Origin of the sequence: Acinetobacter sp. VT 511, assembly GCF_001077515.1 — a bacterium.
GTDB classification, from domain to species: domain Bacteria; phylum Pseudomonadota; class Gammaproteobacteria; order Pseudomonadales; family Moraxellaceae; genus Acinetobacter; species Acinetobacter schindleri.
In genome coordinates this window covers 1-17,843 of the sequence record NZ_LFRE01000081.1, presented here as the reverse complement: position 1 = coordinate 17,843, position 17,843 = coordinate 1, and the positions used below count along the sequence as shown (strand labels likewise).

Annotated in this window: 11 protein-coding genes and 1 pseudogene; 7 read left to right on the top strand and 5 right to left on the bottom strand. The window is 41.2% G+C overall.

Annotation, left to right across the window (positions count from 1 at the left end; genetic code table 11):
- Window position 1: 1 nt before the first annotated feature.
- Window positions 2–727, bottom strand: coding sequence for an ABC transporter ATP-binding protein (locus ACS72_RS12275; RefSeq protein WP_048882287.1), 726 nt, complete (start codon window positions 725–727; stop codon window positions 2–4).
- Between the two features lie 27 nt (window positions 728–754).
- Here ACS72_RS12275 and ACS72_RS12270 point away from each other — a divergent pair, with 27 nt between their 5' ends.
- Window positions 755–1,372: an arylesterase gene (locus tag ACS72_RS12270; RefSeq protein WP_167367467.1), complete on the top strand. Its 618-nt coding sequence runs from the start codon at window positions 755–757 to the stop codon at window positions 1,370–1,372.
- 35 nt (window positions 1,373–1,407) lie between these two features.
- Here the strand turns inward: ACS72_RS12270 and ACS72_RS12265 are convergent, their stop codons facing one another.
- A complete protein-coding gene (locus tag ACS72_RS12265) occupies window positions 1,408–2,022 on the bottom strand; it encodes a carbonic anhydrase (protein ID WP_004810892.1) in 615 nt (204 codons plus the stop codon).
- A gap of 309 nt (window positions 2,023–2,331) precedes the next feature.
- On the opposite strand from ACS72_RS12265, the gene ACS72_RS12260 reads away from it, so the two are divergent.
- Both ACS72_RS12260 and ACS72_RS12255 read left to right on the top strand, forming a co-directional pair.
- Window positions 2,332–3,366, top strand: a complete 1,035-nt coding sequence (locus tag ACS72_RS12260) for an alpha/beta fold hydrolase (RefSeq protein WP_026056764.1) — start codon at window positions 2,332–2,334, stop codon at window positions 3,364–3,366.
- Between the two features lie 14 nt (window positions 3,367–3,380).
- Window positions 3,381–4,388 carry a hypothetical protein gene (locus tag ACS72_RS12255; RefSeq protein WP_048882286.1) on the top strand — a complete coding sequence of 336 codons (1,008 nt, stop codon included), beginning with the start codon at window positions 3,381–3,383 and terminating at the stop codon, window positions 4,386–4,388.
- Window positions 4,389–4,427: 39 nt separating this feature from the next.
- Here ACS72_RS12255 and ACS72_RS12250 read toward each other — a convergent pair whose 3' ends face one another.
- Window positions 4,428–6,491 carry a TonB-dependent receptor gene (locus ACS72_RS12250; protein ID WP_008304772.1) on the bottom strand — a complete coding sequence of 688 codons (2,064 nt, stop codon included), beginning with the start codon at window positions 6,489–6,491 and terminating at the stop codon, window positions 4,428–4,430.
- Window positions 6,492–6,669: 178 nt separating this feature from the next.
- A complete protein-coding gene (gene nfuA / locus ACS72_RS12245; protein WP_048882285.1) occupies window positions 6,670–7,308 on the bottom strand; it encodes a Fe-S biogenesis protein NfuA in 639 nt (212 codons plus the stop codon).
- Window positions 7,309–7,468: 160 nt separating this feature from the next.
- Between nfuA and ACS72_RS12240 the strand changes: the two genes are divergently transcribed.
- Together ACS72_RS12240 and ACS72_RS12235 are read left to right on the top strand one after the other, a co-directional pair.
- The gene (locus ACS72_RS12240; protein WP_008304768.1) at window positions 7,469–8,086 is read left to right on the top strand and encodes a rhomboid family intramembrane serine protease; all 618 of its coding nucleotides are present in this window, start codon (window positions 7,469–7,471) and stop codon (window positions 8,084–8,086) included.
- 201 nt (window positions 8,087–8,287) lie between these two features.
- Window positions 8,288–9,829 carry a hypothetical protein gene (locus ACS72_RS12235; protein WP_048882284.1) on the top strand — a complete coding sequence of 514 codons (1,542 nt, stop codon included), beginning with the start codon at window positions 8,288–8,290 and terminating at the stop codon, window positions 9,827–9,829.
- A gap of 372 nt (window positions 9,830–10,201) precedes the next feature.
- On the opposite strand, the gene ACS72_RS12230 is transcribed toward ACS72_RS12235, so the two are convergent.
- Window positions 10,202–11,821 (bottom strand): inorganic phosphate transporter, encoded by a 1,620-nt coding sequence (locus ACS72_RS12230; RefSeq protein WP_017401556.1) that lies wholly within the window; start codon window positions 11,819–11,821, stop codon window positions 10,202–10,204.
- A 516-nt stretch (window positions 11,822–12,337) separates the two neighbouring features.
- On the opposite strand from ACS72_RS12230, the gene metH reads away from it, so the two are divergent.
- Both metH and ACS72_RS18735 read left to right on the top strand, forming a co-directional pair.
- The gene (metH, locus tag ACS72_RS12225; RefSeq protein ID WP_048882283.1) at window positions 12,338–16,024 is read left to right on the top strand and encodes a methionine synthase; all 3,687 of its coding nucleotides are present in this window, start codon (window positions 12,338–12,340) and stop codon (window positions 16,022–16,024) included.
- 116 nt (window positions 16,025–16,140) lie between these two features.
- A pseudogene (locus ACS72_RS18735) lies at window positions 16,141–17,658 on the top strand (AAA family ATPase); the annotation flags it as partial.
- Window positions 17,659–17,843 lie beyond the last annotated feature (185 nt).

The following is a 17,843-nucleotide window of genomic DNA, read 5'->3' as shown; positions in this document are numbered from 1 at the left end:
ATCATCCTCCATTCACATGTTCAGTCAACTGACCATTGCTTAACTCAAAATGACGCTGGCATAGTTGTGCCAGTTTCTGGTCATGGGTCACGAGAATTAAAGTGGTACCCAATTCATGGTTTAACTGAAATAACAGCTGTTCAATTTCCTTGGCGGTCTCCCCATCCAGATTTCCAGTCGGTTCATCAGCAAAAATGATTTTTGGCTCACTCACCAAAGCACGGGCAATCGCAACACGTTGCTGTTCCCCGCCAGAAAGCACTTTAGGGGTTTGCTGGGCCTGACGGTCCAGCCCTACTCTTTGCAACAGATTCAACGCTTTTTGTTCGGCTGCGGCATAATTGAAGTTTGGCTGTAAACGTAAGGGCAACATCACATTTTCTAATGCAGTCAGATGTGGCAACAGCTGAAAAGACTGAAATACAAAACCGATATTTTCCAGTCTGACCTTGGCTCGCTGTTCTTCATTCATTTCAGTAATGGATTCGCCACAGACCCGTAACTGACCTGAACTGGCCTGATCCAGGGTTGCCAGTATGCCCAGTAAGGTGGATTTCCCAGAGCCGGATCGTCCGGTAATCGCTACCTGTTCTCCAGCCAGAATCTCCAGATTGAGGTCCTCAAAAATCGTCAACTGTTTTTGTGATAGTTGTATCTTTTGTGTCAATTGTTGAGCAGAAATTATTGGCTGTGGCATGATGGTAGCTTTCTGGCGATCTTGAATCATACTTTTCCTATGCATCTGAATATTCAAATTCTAAAGTCTTATCTATTCCGCAGCTTAGCACTGTTTGGCCTGTGCCTGATGCCGGTGCTGGTTTCAGCAAAGACCATTATGATTCTGGGTGACAGCTTAAGTGCGGGTTATGGTATTCAACCTGAACAGGGTTGGGTCAATCTGTTGCAAAAACGTTTAAACCAACAGTATCCGAAACAGCATAAAGTGGTCAATGCAAGTGTGAGCGGTGAAACCACCAGCGGTGCACTGGCACGTCTGCCTAAACTGCTCCAGACCCACAAGCCACATATTGTCGTGATTGAACTGGGTGGCAATGATGGCCTACGTGGTCAGCCGCCACAGATGATTCAGAAAAATCTGGCAAATCTGGTTCAGCAAAGTCAGAAAGCCAAAGCAAAAGTCATTCTTTTTGGCATGAAAATGCCGCCAAATTATGGTCAAAGTTATACAAAAGCTTTTGAAAATAATTACAAGGTGGTGAGCCAGCAATATAAAGTGAAATTGTTACCATTCTTTTTGAATGGGGTAGCAGGAAATAAAAACTTGATGCAACAGGATCTGGTACATCCAAATGCCAAGGCACAAAGTATCCTGTTAAATAATGCTTATCCATATATTAAAGGCGCCCTCTAAGGCGCCTTTAATATCATTCATTCTTAAAATTCAAATTAGAAATCAAAAAAGGTGACTTCACCAGTTTCCAGTGAGTATTCAGCACCCACCACCAGTAATTTGCCTTGTGCAATGAGATTTTCCAGTACTGCTGAACCATGACGTAACTGGTTCACGGAAGCAAATACATTCGAACGCACTGCATGCTTAGACAGTTTGTTGAGGTCATCCTTCAGTTCAGTCTGCATCAGAATTTCAACTGATGGACGTACACGGTTAACAATTGACATCAGATTTGCAGATGGCGGAGTTGCCGGATTGGTTAGTGCTTCAATCGTAGAATGAATTGCGCCACAATGGGTATGACCCAAAACAATGACTACAGGACAACCAAAGCTTTCTGCAGCAAACTCAACACTACCAACCTGAGACGGTGCGACAATATTCCCTGCTACGCGAATGACAAACAGATCACCCAGACCTTGGTCAAATACCATTTCTGCTGGCACACGTGAATCTGAACATCCTAAAACAATAGCAAATGGTTCCTGACTTTCTGCCATTTCAGCACGTTGCTGATGCGATAATAATTTTAAATGCTGCGTTTCACCGTTGACAAAGCGTTGGTTACCCTTTTTAAGACGTTCTATAGCTTCCTGAGCTGTGAGCATTCGTGTTTACCACCGTTGTTTTAAGTTGCAATATTTTAATCCTCTGATTTATGAATGTCACTTGCAAAAAATCAGCTTGTCTAAATTTCTATCAGTAGACCTGTATCACAATAATATTTCAATTTTAATCAGAGTTCACATGAAAACTGAATTTTTTTCACTTATGTGGATAACTTATTGGTGACATTACTTCACAATTATTTACAATAGAAATAACTCTATGATTTTATCCGAACAAGGTGGATTTGCTTCAGGATAAAACTGTTTTGAACAGTACACTGGATGCAAGACAAGGAATGTGACGCCATGATAAGAAAATTAATAAAGCGCTCAAAATTACTCTGCGCCATGACTCTAATATTAGCCCCAAGCTTCAGCACACTAAGTCAAGCCCAAGTCAGTTTTCCTACGCGTGCTCAGCCAAGTAATAATATTCTTAGCCAGTATCTGGTTCAGGAACGGCTACAGGCGGGTCTGAAAAGCAAAACGCTGAAAGTCGGTCATATTTCCTGGAGCTATAACGAGGGCGGGAATGTCAATAAACCCTCTATTTTACTGATTCATGGTCTGGCGGGCACCAAAGACGACTGGAATCGTGTCGCACGATTTCTTACCCCTTATTATCATGTGATCGTTCCCGATTTACCCAATAATGGTGACACCCGTACACCTGCAGATTTTGATTTCTCAGTACCGAATGTAACCTCTCAACTGCGTATCTTTCTGGAAGCTTTGGATGTCAATGAGAATCTGCATGTTGCTGGACATTCTCTAGGGGGGTCGATTGCCACAGTTTATGCTTCTCAATATCCTTTCGATACGCAAAGCCTGTTCTTACTGAATAGTGCCGGAATCTATAAAAACGCCAATACGCGCTATACCCGTGATCCATATGCTTTAAAGAACCTGATTGTAAGCAAACCGGGAGATCTGGAAGATGTCAGTCATAAACTGATGCAGCATCCGCCTGCTCTCTCAGATCAGTTAAAACACGCCCAGGAAAAACTGCTGATTTCCCGTTCCGAGCAGACCAGCAAAGCTATTGATCAAATTGTCATGCTGAGCCGGATTTATACCCCGGAAACATTTGCTCGTTTGACCCGTACTGTAGAAGCACCAACGTTGATTTTATGGGGTAAGCAGGATCGTATTATTAATGTTGAAGTAGCTAAAGAGCTGCACTCCCTATTTAAACGTGCCGAAACACCAGTGATTCTGAACAATGTTGGTCATATACCGATTCTTGAAGCAGAAAGACAGGTTGCACAGTATTATTTACCTTTTCTTGCAAAGACACAGACCCTAAAAAATCCACTTGCTGATAAACTCATCCCTTTAAATTAACTTTTAGAATCAATATGCAGAAACACCCGATGATTGAGCAATTGATCGAAGCTCAGCTTGACTTTCTAGATCAGTCATTTGCTCAATCTGAAACGATTCAAAATGAGTTTCAGACTTTTTATCTCTGGTTCCGCAAACAGACCCTGAAAGATCTGTGGAGTCCAATGCAAATTAACCTGCTATTGCAAAAACAAATATTAGGCACAGCAGCCAGCTCTTTTTTGATTGAACAAATTGCAGAACATATCCGTTTTGCTTTGGTCCATCCTGCAAATGACAACACCAAGATTGCCGATGTGATTCCTGTACTGACCATTGATAAGATTGCTCAGTATGTCGCAAGTAAAAGTGGTCATCGTCAGCGCCTGATCAAGAAAGTAGTGAGTAATCCGGCCTTCTCTGCCATGATCAGCCAATTGATCCAACATTCAATTCAGGATTATCTGGATAATTCGGTGATTGCCAAGAGTGTACCGGGCGTTTCCCGCTTTATGAAAATGGGCAAATCTGTACTGGAAAATGTGACTGATACCAGTCTGGACAATACCATTGCCAAATACTTGCAAAAGAATATTCTCAAGCTTGGCCAGTTGAGTGAAAATATCCTGAACCAGCATTTTGATGATGAAAAACTCTATCATTTTCAAGCGAATCTCTGGCATAAAATCAAAGACATGCCTCTGTCCGTATTAAAGAATTATATTGAAGTACAAGATCTGACCCAGACTGTGAATTTGGGCCATGAAATCTGGGATCACATGCGCCAGACCGATTATCTGCAACAGCAGATACAGGATGGCGTACATGCCTGGTATGTCCGTAATCAGGAGCACACTTTTGATCTGCTACTTCGTGATCTGAATATCGATGAGTCGCTGATTCAGCATGAACTGAATGCCTTGCTGACACCGATTATTCAGCAGATGATTTCACAAGGCTATTTACGTGAACGTGCACGCCAATATCTGGAACAGTTTTATTATTCCAAAAGTACACTGAATATCTTAAAGATTGAAGTATAAAAAAAGCCGCTTCACGCGGCTTTTTTTATACTCACAGATTTAGAATTTTGCATTTAAGCTGATACCGTAACGACGACCATCTAATAATTGGTCACCATCAATATCTTCTGCTTTTTCATCCAGCAGATTATAGACCCCAAATTTACCTGTCAGGCTCGGGCTAAATTTGTAGTTAAAACCAAGGTCTATAAATTGATAGCCTGGATTCGGCTGGGCTATAGAGGTACGACTCAGGTAAGCAGATGTTTCAGAACGATGGTGCAAGCGGCTCCATACATTTAATGCATCGCTTAATTCATAATCTACCCCGATATTGAACATATGTTCTGGCATCTGGTTCAGTGGCTGACCTTTAAAATCACCCGACTTAAACTCGGAATCTGTATAAGTATAATTTGCAGTTAATGTCGTATAGTCATTTAAAGTAGCTTCTAAAGTAGCTTCCACACCACGAATTTCTGCTTCATCCACGTTAATACGCTCACTGATGAAGTAAAACGGCGTGTCTCCTTCGAAACATGTCCAGTTTTGCCAGTTATTTCGGTTTGTCGTTGTACCATCGGTATCGGTTTCACAGGCACGCACTTCGGTAATACGGTCTTCATATTTAGTGATAAAGCCGGTAATAGAAGTACTGATATAATCATTTTTCCAGTTGAAGCCCAGTTCAGTAGATAGACTCGATTCAGGTTCTAAATCCGGATTCGCACGAATGATGCCACGCCCTGTTGGTAATGGTGAACCGCTACCACCGGTAACACTATAGAAACCTTCAGTGGCTGCACGAATATCAGGTTGTTTATAACCTGTAGCTACACCGCCTTTTACAACAAAATTATCATTTATAGCGTACACCCCATACAGACGTGGTGATAAATGACCACTATAGTTTTCATCATGGTCATAACGTAGGCCGGCTGTTAAATCGAAACGATCTGTCATGCTCCAGGTATCTTCCAAGAATGCTGCAGCAGACCATCGCGTCAATTCACTAAACTCAGGTGAATTCGGATTACGGTTAGTGGCTTTATCTTCGAGCTTTTCATCTTTAAAATATCCACCAAATGATAAAGTATGGTCACCCAATAACAAATTCCATTGACTGTTAGCAGTCCAGGTATCCAAGGTAATTCCTTTGGTACCCAGTTCCGTATTGCCTCGATCCGGATTTTTTGAATTTTCATATTGAATATATGATGAACTGTCCAAGTTATCGTTATAACGGCCATTATGAGTTACTGAATAAACATTACGATAATTGCGCGAAAACGAATCTGCAGCACCTTGAGCGGGTGCTACCGTTTTACCGACTGAAGTCGTAGATTCCTGTTGTACAAAATTGGCTTCAACTTGCACATCATGATCATCATTAATCGCATAGGTCAAACGCGAGTTTAAGCTTTCACGCTCGGTGCCACGGAAGCCGCCAACATAACGATCTTCATTACGTTCCTGCTTATTGACTGCCAGTTGCAAGCCAAGCTTATCTGCAATTAAAGGACCGGCAAGATATACAGAACCATTTTTGATATCACCTGAGCGGTTACTATCCTGAATGATGGTCCCTAACTCAATATTGCCAGACCATTCATCAGACACTTTTTTGGTAATGATATTGACTACCCCGCCCATGGCGTCTGTGCCATAAAGAGTTGATGCTGGACCACGGATAATTTCAATACGTTCAATTGCGGCAATTGGTGGCAGGATATTTTTTTCAAAACCACCGTCATCACCATTTGGGTTTACATCTTTACCATATTGACGCTTACCATCTACTAGAAACAAGGTGTAATTTGAGCTCATGCCACGAATACTGATGGTCTGTGCAGAACCTGCACCTGAAACTACGACCCCTGGCGTATTACGCAATACATCGGTAATGTCGTTATATTCACGCTTTTCTAATTCTTCACGATCAATGACCGTAATGGATGCAGGTGCTTTAGCCAGGTCTTGTTCATAACCTGTTGCAGTTACCACAATCGTTTGCAGTTTCGCAGCTTCAACTTGTGGAGCACCAACTTCTACTGCAAATGTATTGCCCGCCATTGCCGAGCCGATTGCAAAAGCTAACGTCGATTTCAAAAACGGTGTGTTCATACTCTATTTACGCCCCAGAAGTAGATTTATGAAGAAATATTGATGGAATTGTGACGCATTGTATCAAATGTTACTCTAAACACAATTACTATTGATAATTATTATCATTATTAATTGCAGATAAAAAAAGACCTCAATTATTTGAGGCCTTTTTTATAAGCTAACTTTTATTTGCTACTTACTTGAAGTATGCACCTTCAGCCTGACTATGGTCAGTCTGGTCAACCACACGTGCAAGCTCAGGAACGTGCTGTTTCAAAGTTGTTTCAACGCCTTGTTTCAAAGTCACGTCAATTGCTGAACAGCCCTGACAGCCGCCGCCAAATTTAAGTACAGCAGTCAAACCGTGTTCAGGATCTTCAACCACTTCAACCAGTGCACAGTTACCACCATGACCTGCCAGACCTGGATTAATTTCTGACTGAAGCACGTAAGTAATACGCTCTTCTACAGAGGCATCAGGACCTACACGTGGCACTTTAGAGTTTGGTGCACGGAAAGTCAGCTGACCACCAAAACGGTCTTTGTTGTAATCAATTACTGCATCAAGCAAATAAGGAATAGATGGAGTATCGATGTACGCAGGGAATTCTGGATAATCCTGCTTGTAATCTGTCGGTACAACTTCATCTGGTGCACTATAAGCCATGCAACATTCAGCGCGCGGTGTACCCGGATTTTCCACGAAAACGCGTACACTAATACCTGGTGTATTTTGCTTTTCCAGTAGATCCTTTAAATACTCTTGTGCAGTCGGTGTAATCAATAGATTTGGAATTTCTTCTGTAACTGCAGTGCTGCTGTTCTCAGTCGACATAACAATAATTTCCTCAAGCTGAAGCTGCTATTTTAACTGAAGATGCGGGGTAAATTTAAAATTTCAACTAAAATTGTCGGATTTATTATAAAAGTACTACCTAAATGTCAGAATAATGGCAAGATTAAGGATTACTACTTCAGAATTAGAACTGCCGTCTATGCTGCATTTACCCTTTAATCATACCGTTACCCTTATTCTGATTACCTGCATCATCTCTTTTATTGCCTTTTCCAAAGAGCAGGTCATGAACCGTTTGATTTTCTGGCCACCAGCAATTCAACGTGGTCAATATGACCGTTTTATTTCGCATGGCTTTATTCATGCAGATGGCACACATCTACTGTTCAATATGATTACGCTGTTCTTCTTTGGCAGTATTATCGAGAGCTTTTATCGCCAGTATCTTTATGATCTGGGCTTTGTCCTGTTCTATCTGGGTGGTCTGATTGCGGCAATTATTCCGAGTTATCTGCAAAATAAAAATAATCCACGCTGGGCAAGTCTGGGTGCCTCGGGTGCAGTATCAGCAGTGCTATTTGCCTATATTCTGTTTGAGCCATGGAAACTGATTTTCGTGTTTTTTATTCCTGTGCCGGCCATTATTTTTGCAGTACTTTATGTCGCTTATAGTGTCTGGTCTGGCAAACGTGGGAACAGCAATATCAATCACAGCGCCCATCTTTGGGGGGCGGCTTATGGTGTGATTATGACCATTATCCTGGAACCTCGACTTATTCCACACTTCCTAAATAAACTGGCTCAACTCCCCTTCTAGATTCTTTCATTCATGAAGGGTACTGAGAATTATTTTTTTAAACGAGTGATGATAAGGAAGCCATGTGCTTCCTTTTAGTTGGAAACATCTCGTAATAATTTTAAAAGTCAGGATGTCATATATTGCCAACCTTGGAGTGGATTTTGCAGTGATAATGTATACATCTGTATATTAATTGCTGTAAATCGCGAGATATTTTGCATGTCCAATTCCCCAGACGGTCTTCAATTCCCTATTTCTGCTTCACAACAAAAACCTAGCACTTCAAAAATTGGCCGCACTATCATTTCTGAAGCCTTAAACGCTGTTGATCCTGTACATGCCAGCGCAGCTCAACAGGAAAAAAACTGGCGTAAGCAATATCCGGTTCACTTTAAACATCTGGTTGAAGATGGCCTGCGCTCTCCAGGTGCAGCATTGAATATTGCCCAACAAGGTCTGAAAACAGCGCATGCCAGTTTTGAATATTACCGTGATGGCCAGAAGCATCTACTCAAAGATGTAATGTCTTTACCTGCGCAAAACCTGAGTACCTTTCAGCTGAAAGGTCAGTCTGAAAAAGCTCCTGAATGGTATGTGCCTTATCATGGTAAAAAATTGCGGGGACAAGCCCTACTGGACCAGATCCAACTATGGGAAGAACGTGGTATCGTCGAGCCAAGTCATGCTCATGCCCTGCGTGAATGTATTGCCCATCCGGAATGGTTTGACCTGTCAGATCGTACCACGGTGCTGTTCGGTGGTGCTTCTGAAGCAGGTCCACTGACCTGGTTATCTAAATGGAAAGCCAATATCGTGGCAATTGACCTGCCAAATACCCGTGTCTGGAGCAAGATTCTGGATACAGTAAGTGAAGGTAATGCTACTTTATATGCGCCTTCAGCTGAAACTCTGCCAGCGGATACCTCAATTGAAGTTCTAAAAGAAAAGCTCGGTGCCAACCTGTTGACGCAAATTCCAGAAATTGCCCAATGGCTGATTCAGTTCGAGCAAAACCTGGATCTGGCAGCAATCGCCTATCTAGATGGTGAAAAACATGTGCGTGTTTCCATGGCAATGGATGCAATCATGAAACATGTCAGCGAGCAGAAAGCCAATACCAGTTTGATGTATATGTGCACGCCAACTGACGTCTATGCGGTGCCAGAAGAAGTGGTTCAAGCATCACAAAGCAAATACCAGCAACTGTCTAAATTGGAAAGCACTTTGACCAAAGGTATTTCGCTAATCTCACGCAAACATTTCTTTAAGAAAAATGCACAAAATTTATTCAAAGTTGCTGATCAATCCTATGGCATATGTGACTGCCTGGTGGTTGAACAAGGCCCGAACTATGCGCTGGCAAAACGCATCCAGCAATGGCGTGCCACACTGGCACGTGCCAATGGCCAACGTGTCAGTATTAATATCGCACCTTCTACAACCACTTATTCTGTAACCAAGAATCCGCTGCTTAAAGCTGCGTTTAATGGTGCCAGCCTGTTTGATGTCGAAGCTTTTGCACCAGAAACTACCAATGCGATTATGGCAGCCTTATGGATTCATGATCTGCGTAATCCAGAGTCTGTGGCTAATCCAGATGTAAAACTGAATCATCCACTTGAGCTGATGATGTCCGGTGCAAATCATGGTGGTTTATGGCGAGTGGCTTATCTGGCACGTACTGCACTGCCATTTGCTGCGCTGTATGGTTTTGCGACGGATAAGTTGCCGAAAGGATTGTTGGGTAAGTTGAAGAAGTAAATTGAAAGTTCCTTATCCTCCTAGGAGATGAGCAGCACTGCTGCGCAAGGAAGAGGTCAATATAGGCTTTGAATCTTTCAAATTTTTATGAATGGACTTTAAGCAAATTGAAGTTGATCCATTCTATACATTCTTTTTTTCTTTACGTTTGAAATATGAGAAGCATGTCTTCGCAAGGTAACAAAAATCTTTTGTTAGGCTGATGATATATCCTGAGTAATTTTTTAAGCATTGCTTTAAAAAATTACGCAAGACAGCCTAACGGCGATATTCCTGTCGCCTTCATCATAATTTAAAACCTTTCGATTTTTAAACTTTTCAAAACGTCATAAAAAACGCTGCCGAGGCAGCGTTTTTTTACATCAAATTTTCTTAGAAAACTTTTAACAGTACCCAGTACAAACCACCTGACAGACAGATCGTTGCTGGCAGTGTGAACACCCAGGCAGACAGAATCGTTTTCACCATCTGGAAGTTCAGGCCAGACTTGTTCGCTACCATCGTACCTGCAACCGCAGAGTTCAGGACATGAGTCGTTGATACCGGCATACCGAAACCGTCTGCAGCAGCAATTGTAGTCATGGCTACCAGCTCGGCAGACATCCCCTGACCATAAGTCATATGTTGTTTACCAATACGCTCACCTACAGTCACTACAATACGTTTCCAGCCCACCATGGTACCTAGACCAAGTGCCAAAGCAACCGCCACTTTTACCCAAGTCGGGATGTATTGCAGGAATGAATCCAGGTTATCACGATAGTCGTCAACTGTTTTTTCCTGTGCAGCAGTCATCGCAGGTAAAGCTTCTGCTTTATCCAAGCGTTTAAATGCTGTGGTGCTCAAGTACATGTCATTACGGAATTCTGAAACTTGCGCCTCAGGCACATCTTTAATGTTCGTGTATGAACCGACTTTTTCACCCAAATGATCCGTTAAGCTTGCCAATGCTGGTACAACTTCAGCATTTAACTCTTTAGTCTGAATATATTTGGTAATTACGGCACGTGCCTGTTCATCCGGAATATCATCATGCTGTGGATAGATCACATCAGCAGTTTGAGCAGATAACTGACCGAAAGACTGGATATGCTGTGCATCAAGATTCTTGTTTAACGAGTATGCCAAAGGTACACAACCGATCAAGATCAGCATGATCAGGCCCATACCTTTTTGACCATCATTTGAACCGTGGGCAAAGCTTACGCCAGTACAGGTAAAAATCAGAATGGCACGAATCAGTGGTGGTGGTGGCTTGTTACCTTCAGGTGGCTTAAACAGTTCTAGCTGCTTTCTGAAGATTTTTTTCACCAGCAAGAACAGGATTGCAGCAAAAGCAAAACCGATCAAAGGCGAAAATAACAGCGCCTTACCGACTTTCATCACCTGTTCCATGTCCACACCGGAAGCACCGCCACCTGCGTTGAGCAGATAGTTCATGATGCCCACCCCCAGAATCGAACCAATCAGGGTATGTGAACTCGAAGCAGGAATACCCAGGAACCAGGTGCCCAGATTCCAGAGAATCGCGGCGATCAGCATGGCAAAGACCATGGCAAAACCGGCCCCTGTACCCACGTTCATAATCAGTTCAACAGGAAGTAATGCAATGATCCCGTAAGCAACGGCACCACTGGCAACCATTACCCCAAGGAAATTACAGAAACCTGCCCACATGACTGCAACCGGTGCAGACAATGCGTTGGTATAGATTACGGTGGCAACCGCGTTGGCTGTATCGTGGAAACCATTGACGAATTCAAAGCCCAGCGCAATAAATAGCGCTGTGGCTAAAAGAATCATCGAATACAGACCGATTGCTGGAACATGCGCCAGATCTGAAGTCAACTGAAAGCCGATATAAATCAGCGTAGAAATAATTACAGTCAGAAACACCGGCATAAAAAATTTCGGTGTTGGCACATGAACATTAGTCGACTTATGTGAAGGCGACTGATGGGCTGAACCTGAGGGAGTTTGATTAGAATTCATGCAAGCAGGAATAGAGGATTCAAGAATCCCCATATTGTTCAGTTTAATTGTGACAATTATATGACAAAGCGCCGTCATATAGACCAATTTTTTAGACTTTCTTGCTGCCGTTCATCCTAAAGCTACATACTATCAATATTAAAATTAAAAAATAAAAATCAATAATTTATTTAAATAAAAACCGTTTATCCATTCAACTTCATTCATGTTTTGCAAAAAAATTGATCATTTTCTCAGGACTGTCATCTTCCTAAGCCTGTCACAGTTGACTCTATATTGCCCCAGTCATATGACACTTTCATGAAACTCATTTATATTTTATTTTCGGTCAAATTCCTCCATAACTGACTTCGAGCTTTCTGTTTTCTATCTGTTTTCAGCTTTCTATGCACAGTTCAGTTTGCTTATCAGATTTTCATATCAGCCATATCCAGCATTCTGAATAATGGCTACAGAAAACTGCGCACTAATCTGTTAAGATTATTGCCGTTTTTGATGCTTACTGAGAAAGTCTGAATGTCCACACTTGCCACCCTGAAAGAACTTCTTGCCAAAAGAATTTTAATTATCGATGGTGCGATGGGTACCATGATCCAACGCCATAAATTGGAAGAAGCCGATTATCGGGGTGAGCGTTTTGCTGATTGGGCATATGACCTTAAAGGCAACAACGACCTTCTGGTTTTAACACAACCACACATTATTCAAGGTATCCACGAAGCGTATCTTGAAGCGGGCGCTGACATTATTGAAACCAATACCTTTAACGGTACCCGTGTTTCAATGTCGGATTACCATATGGAAGATCTGGTACCGGAGATTAACCGTGAAGCGGCACGTCTTGCCAAAGAGGCCTGCGCGAAATACTCAACCCCTGAAAAACCACGTTTTGTGGCAGGTGTAATTGGTCCAACCTCACGTACCACCTCTATTTCACCAAACGTAAATGACCCGGCGTTTCGTAACATCACTTTTGATGCATTAAAAGTCGACTATATAGAATCGACCAAAGCATTGATTGAAGGTGGTGTGGACATCATCCTGATCGAAACAGTATTTGATACCTTGAATGCCAAAGCTGCGATCTTTGCGGTGAAAGAAGTCTTTAAAGAAATTGGTTATGAATTGCCAATCATGATTTCGGGCACAATTACCGATGCCTCAGGTCGTACGCTTACAGGTCAAACGGCTGAAGCGTTCTGGAACTCAATGCGTCATGCAGAACCGATTTCAATCGGCTTTAACTGTGCGCTGGGTGCAGATGCGATGCGTCCACACGTAAAAACCGTATCTGACGTTGCTGATACTTTCGTTTCTGCACATCCAAACGCAGGCTTACCAAATGCGTTTGGTGGTTATGATGAAACCCCTGAAGAAACGGCTGCTTTCATCAAAGAATTTGCAGAAAGTGGCTTGATCAATATCACGGGTGGTTGCTGTGGTACGACGCCGGATCATATCCGCGCGATTGCGCAGGCGGTTGAAGGTATTGCTCCTCGCCAGATTCCTGAAATTGAGCCTGCATGTCGTTTAAGTGGTTTAGAACCATTTAATATCACCAAAGATTCATTATTCGTGAACGTCGGTGAACGTACCAACGTCACAGGTTCTAAAAAATTCCTTCGTTTAATTAAAGAAGAAAACTTCACAGAAGCGTTGGACGTTGCCCGTCAACAGGTGGAAGCCGGTGCGCAGATCATCGATATCAACATGGATGAAGGCATGTTGGATTCACAAGGTGCGATGGTGCACTTCCTGAATCTGATCGCATCTGAGCCAGATATTTCACGTGTGCCTATCATGCTCGATTCTTCTAAATGGGAGATCATTGAAGCAGGTTTGAAATGCGTGCAAGGTAAAGCGGTTGTTAACTCGATCTCTCTCAAAGAAGGTTATGACGAGTTTGTAGAACGTGCCCGCCTGTGCCGTCAGTACGGTGCAGCGGTCATTGTCATGGCATTTGATGAAAATGGTCAGGCGGATACGGCAGAGCGTAAAAAAGAAATCTGTAAACGTTCTTACGACGTGCTGGTAAATGAAGTCGGCTTCCCATCTGAGGACATCATCTTTGACCCGAATGTGTTTGCAGTGGCAACCGGTATTGAAGAACACAACAACTATGGCGTCGATTTCATTGAAGCGACTGGTTGGATCAAACAAAACCTGCCAAATGCGATGATTTCAGGCGGTATCTCCAACGTATCATTCTCATTCCGTGGTAACGAGCCTGTACGTGAAGCGATCCATGCAGTGTTCCTGTATCACGCGATCCAGAAAGGCTTGACCATGGGGATCGTGAATGCCGGCCAGCTTGCGATTTACGATGATATCGATGCAGAACTGAAAGAAGCTGTTGAAGATGTGGTCTTGAACCGTAATCAAGGTGAAAGCGGTCAAGAAGCGACTGAAAAATTACTGACTATTGCTGAAAAATACCGTGGTCAAGCAGGCGCACAAAAAGCCGAAGAAAACCTTGAATGGCGTAATGAAAGTGTTGAAAAACGTCTTGAATATGCATTGGTGAAAGGCATCACCACGTACATTGACCAAGATACTGAAGAAGCTCGTTTAAAATCTGCACGTCCTTTAGATGTCATTGAAGGGCCTTTAATGGCAGGTATGAACGTGGTCGGCGACCTGTTCGGTGCTGGTAAAATGTTCTTACCGCAAGTGGTAAAATCTGCACGTGTGATGAAGCAAGCTGTGGCTTGGCTCAACCCGTTCATTGAAGCGGAAAAAACCCAAGGCGAAGCCAAAGGTAAAATCCTGCTGGCTACAGTAAAAGGCGACGTACACGACATCGGTAAAAACATTGTGGGCGTGGTATTGGGCTGTAACGGTTATGACATCGTTGACCTTGGCGTAATGGTGCCATGTGAGAAGATTCTACAAACGGCGATTGATGAGAAAGTGGACATCATCGGTCTATCTGGTTTGATCACACCTAGCTTAGATGAAATGGTCTTTGTTGCCAAAGAAATGCAACGTAAAGGCTTTAACATTCCACTGATGATTGGTGGTGCAACGACTTCTAAAGCCCATACGGCGGTGAAGATTGCTCCGCAATATCAAAATGATGGTGTGTTCTATACTGCCGATGCATCTCGTGCTGTAGGTGTGACCACACAATTGCTTTCTGCTGAAATGAAACCACAATTGATGGCGGACTATGCAGCGGATTATGAAAAAATCCGTACCCGTCTTGCCAACAAACAGCCGAAAGCTGCGAAGCTTTCATATGCAGAATCAGTTGAAAATGGTTTCAAAATCGACTTCGACAAGAATGCACCAGTAAAACCAAACTTCATTGGTTCTGAAACATTCACCAACTATCCTTTAGAAACCTTGGTTGAATACTTCGACTGGACACCGTTCTTTATTTCCTGGAGTCTAGCGGGCAAATTCCCGAAAATCCTGGAAGATGAAGTGGTGGGTGAAGCCGCGCGTGACTTGTATGAACAAGCACAAGCAATGCTGAAAGACATTATCGAAAACAAACGTTTCGATGCGCGTGCAACCTTCAGCATCTACCCTGCCAACCGTGTCGCAGCGGATACTGTTGCGGTGACTGATGAAAATGGCAATGTAACACACAGCTTCGAGCACCTTCGTCAGCAGTCTGACAAAGTAACCGGTAAAGCAAACTACTCTCTGGCTGACTTTATTGCCCCTAAAGATGTGGCGCAGGATTACTTGGGTGGTTTCACCGTGTCGATCTTTGGTGCGGAAGAACTTTCTCAAGAATACAAAGCCAAAGGCGATGACTATAACGCGATTATGGTTCAAGCCTTGGGTGACCGTTTTGCAGAAGCTTTTGCTGAGCATTTGCATCAACGTATTCGTAAAGAATTCTGGGGCTACCAGGCAGACGAACAGCTTTCTAATGAAGAATTGATCAAAGAGAAATATATCGGTATTCGTCCTGCACCGGGCTACCCTGCTTGTCCTGAACATTCTGAAAAAGCGCCGCTGTTTGATTGGTTAGGTACGACAGAGAAGATGGGTACTTACCTGACTTCTAGCTTTGCGATGTGGCCACCTTCATCAGTGAGCGGTTTCTATTATGCAAACCCTGAAACTGAATACTTTAACGTAGGCAAAATCTCTGGCGATCAGCTAGAAGATTATGCGAAGCGTAAAGGCTGGACACTGGATGAAGCGAAACGCTGGTTAGCGCCAAATCTGGATGATTCAGTTAATTAATAATTTAACACTATGGAAGCCCTAGTTGATGGGTTTCCATAACATTAAAAAAATAATATAGCCTCTAAACCTTTCATTTGAAAAAAATAAATCTATAATATTACTAGATAAATTAAATGAAATTCATTATGGAAAATCCAAACCTTATAAATCGACTAATTCAAAAAGATGAAGATTTATGCTTAGAATTTAAATCCTTTTGGTATTGGTCATCAGAATCAAAAAAAGAAAAAGGTTGGAATGAGTTTCTAAAAGACTTTATTTCCATGTTTAATACATATAATGATAGTAGTCCATCTAGGTATTTCATCTTTGGATACGATGAAAAAACTCAAGAATTTAACGATTACTTTCGTCTAAAAAACGATCAAATTTTAGAAGAATTAAAGAATATCGAAGAATTAAAAGATGCCTTAAATCAAAAGTTAATGAGCACATGTATACATTCTTCGACTTTTAATAATTTCGAACTCAAGGATTTTTATGAGTTTGAACAATATGAAGTTAATGAAAAAAATATCTTGCTTCTAACAATACATTTTTCACCATTTTATTTAATTTTAAACAGAGATTTATCAGATGGAATGAAAAAAAATGTTATTCCCATCCGTTCAATGCAAGAGAATTCCCCTAGAAACGCTATTATCAATAATAAAGATTTAATCAATTTAAAAAGAATTGTAGAAAATAATGAAAAAAATCTAATTAAACACGAAAAAAGAACTATAAAAAAAATTGTCGAAGCTTTTCAAACAAAACACTTACCATCTGCAAAAGTTCAGTTAATAAATGAATTAAGACAAAAATTAAATATATATTATGAACTTTTTGAAATTAAGTCAGACTTATATGATTCACAAATATTTATTTACATAACGTCATTCACAAGCCAAGAAAAAACTATAAATCATATATATGATGAATTTAAGGAACTATTAGAAAATTCTTCAAATATTTTCATATTAGTCGATGAACATAATAGAACAGGTGGTACTATCGATTTAGAAAGGATTGAAAAATTATTTAAAGAGAAAATTTCAAGAAAAAAAGGAGCTGTCAAAGTTGAAAGACTTGAAAGTTTTTCTGAAAATAGAATTTATAAAGAAGAATTGTCCGAAGAAATATTTTCTATTGAAAAACCTTCATCACATACCGAATATATTTCTCCTAACATAAAAGTTGAGAATTCAAAAATCACTAAATCAGAAGTATTTTTTGATAACTGGATAAAAAATGATGAAAGCTCAATTTTACTTATTAAAGGTACCGGTGGTGTTGGTAAAACAACTGTAGCGAGACAATTTATTTATAAGATACATAATAAAAATAAAATTAATAAAAAAAACAATACTAAATTTTTATTCATCAATTCACACGATATTATCAATGAATTAATGTCAAAAGGTAAAATTAATGACCTCTTTGACTTTTATCAAGTTTTAGCTGAAGTATATGATACTGAAAAAAGATTTAATAAACACACTTTTAGCTTATCAGCAGATAATGGGAATTTAGTTATAGTCTTAGATGGAATAGATGAAGTAATTGCAAAGAAAGGAAGTGATTTTGATATTACTAAATTTATGCACTCCATAACTACAGACTATTTAGGCAGCTTAGGTAAGACAAAAATAATTCTTACATGTCGAGATAGTTTCTGGAGTAGTGATTCTATTGAATCAAATAATATTAAAGAAATAGAAATATTACCTGGCGAATTCAAACATGAGGTGCGACAGTTTCAAAAGCCATATGATAATCAACAAGCTGAGCAAATTTCTCTAATGGTGTAAGCCAATCTAACGCCTTTCTAGGACGA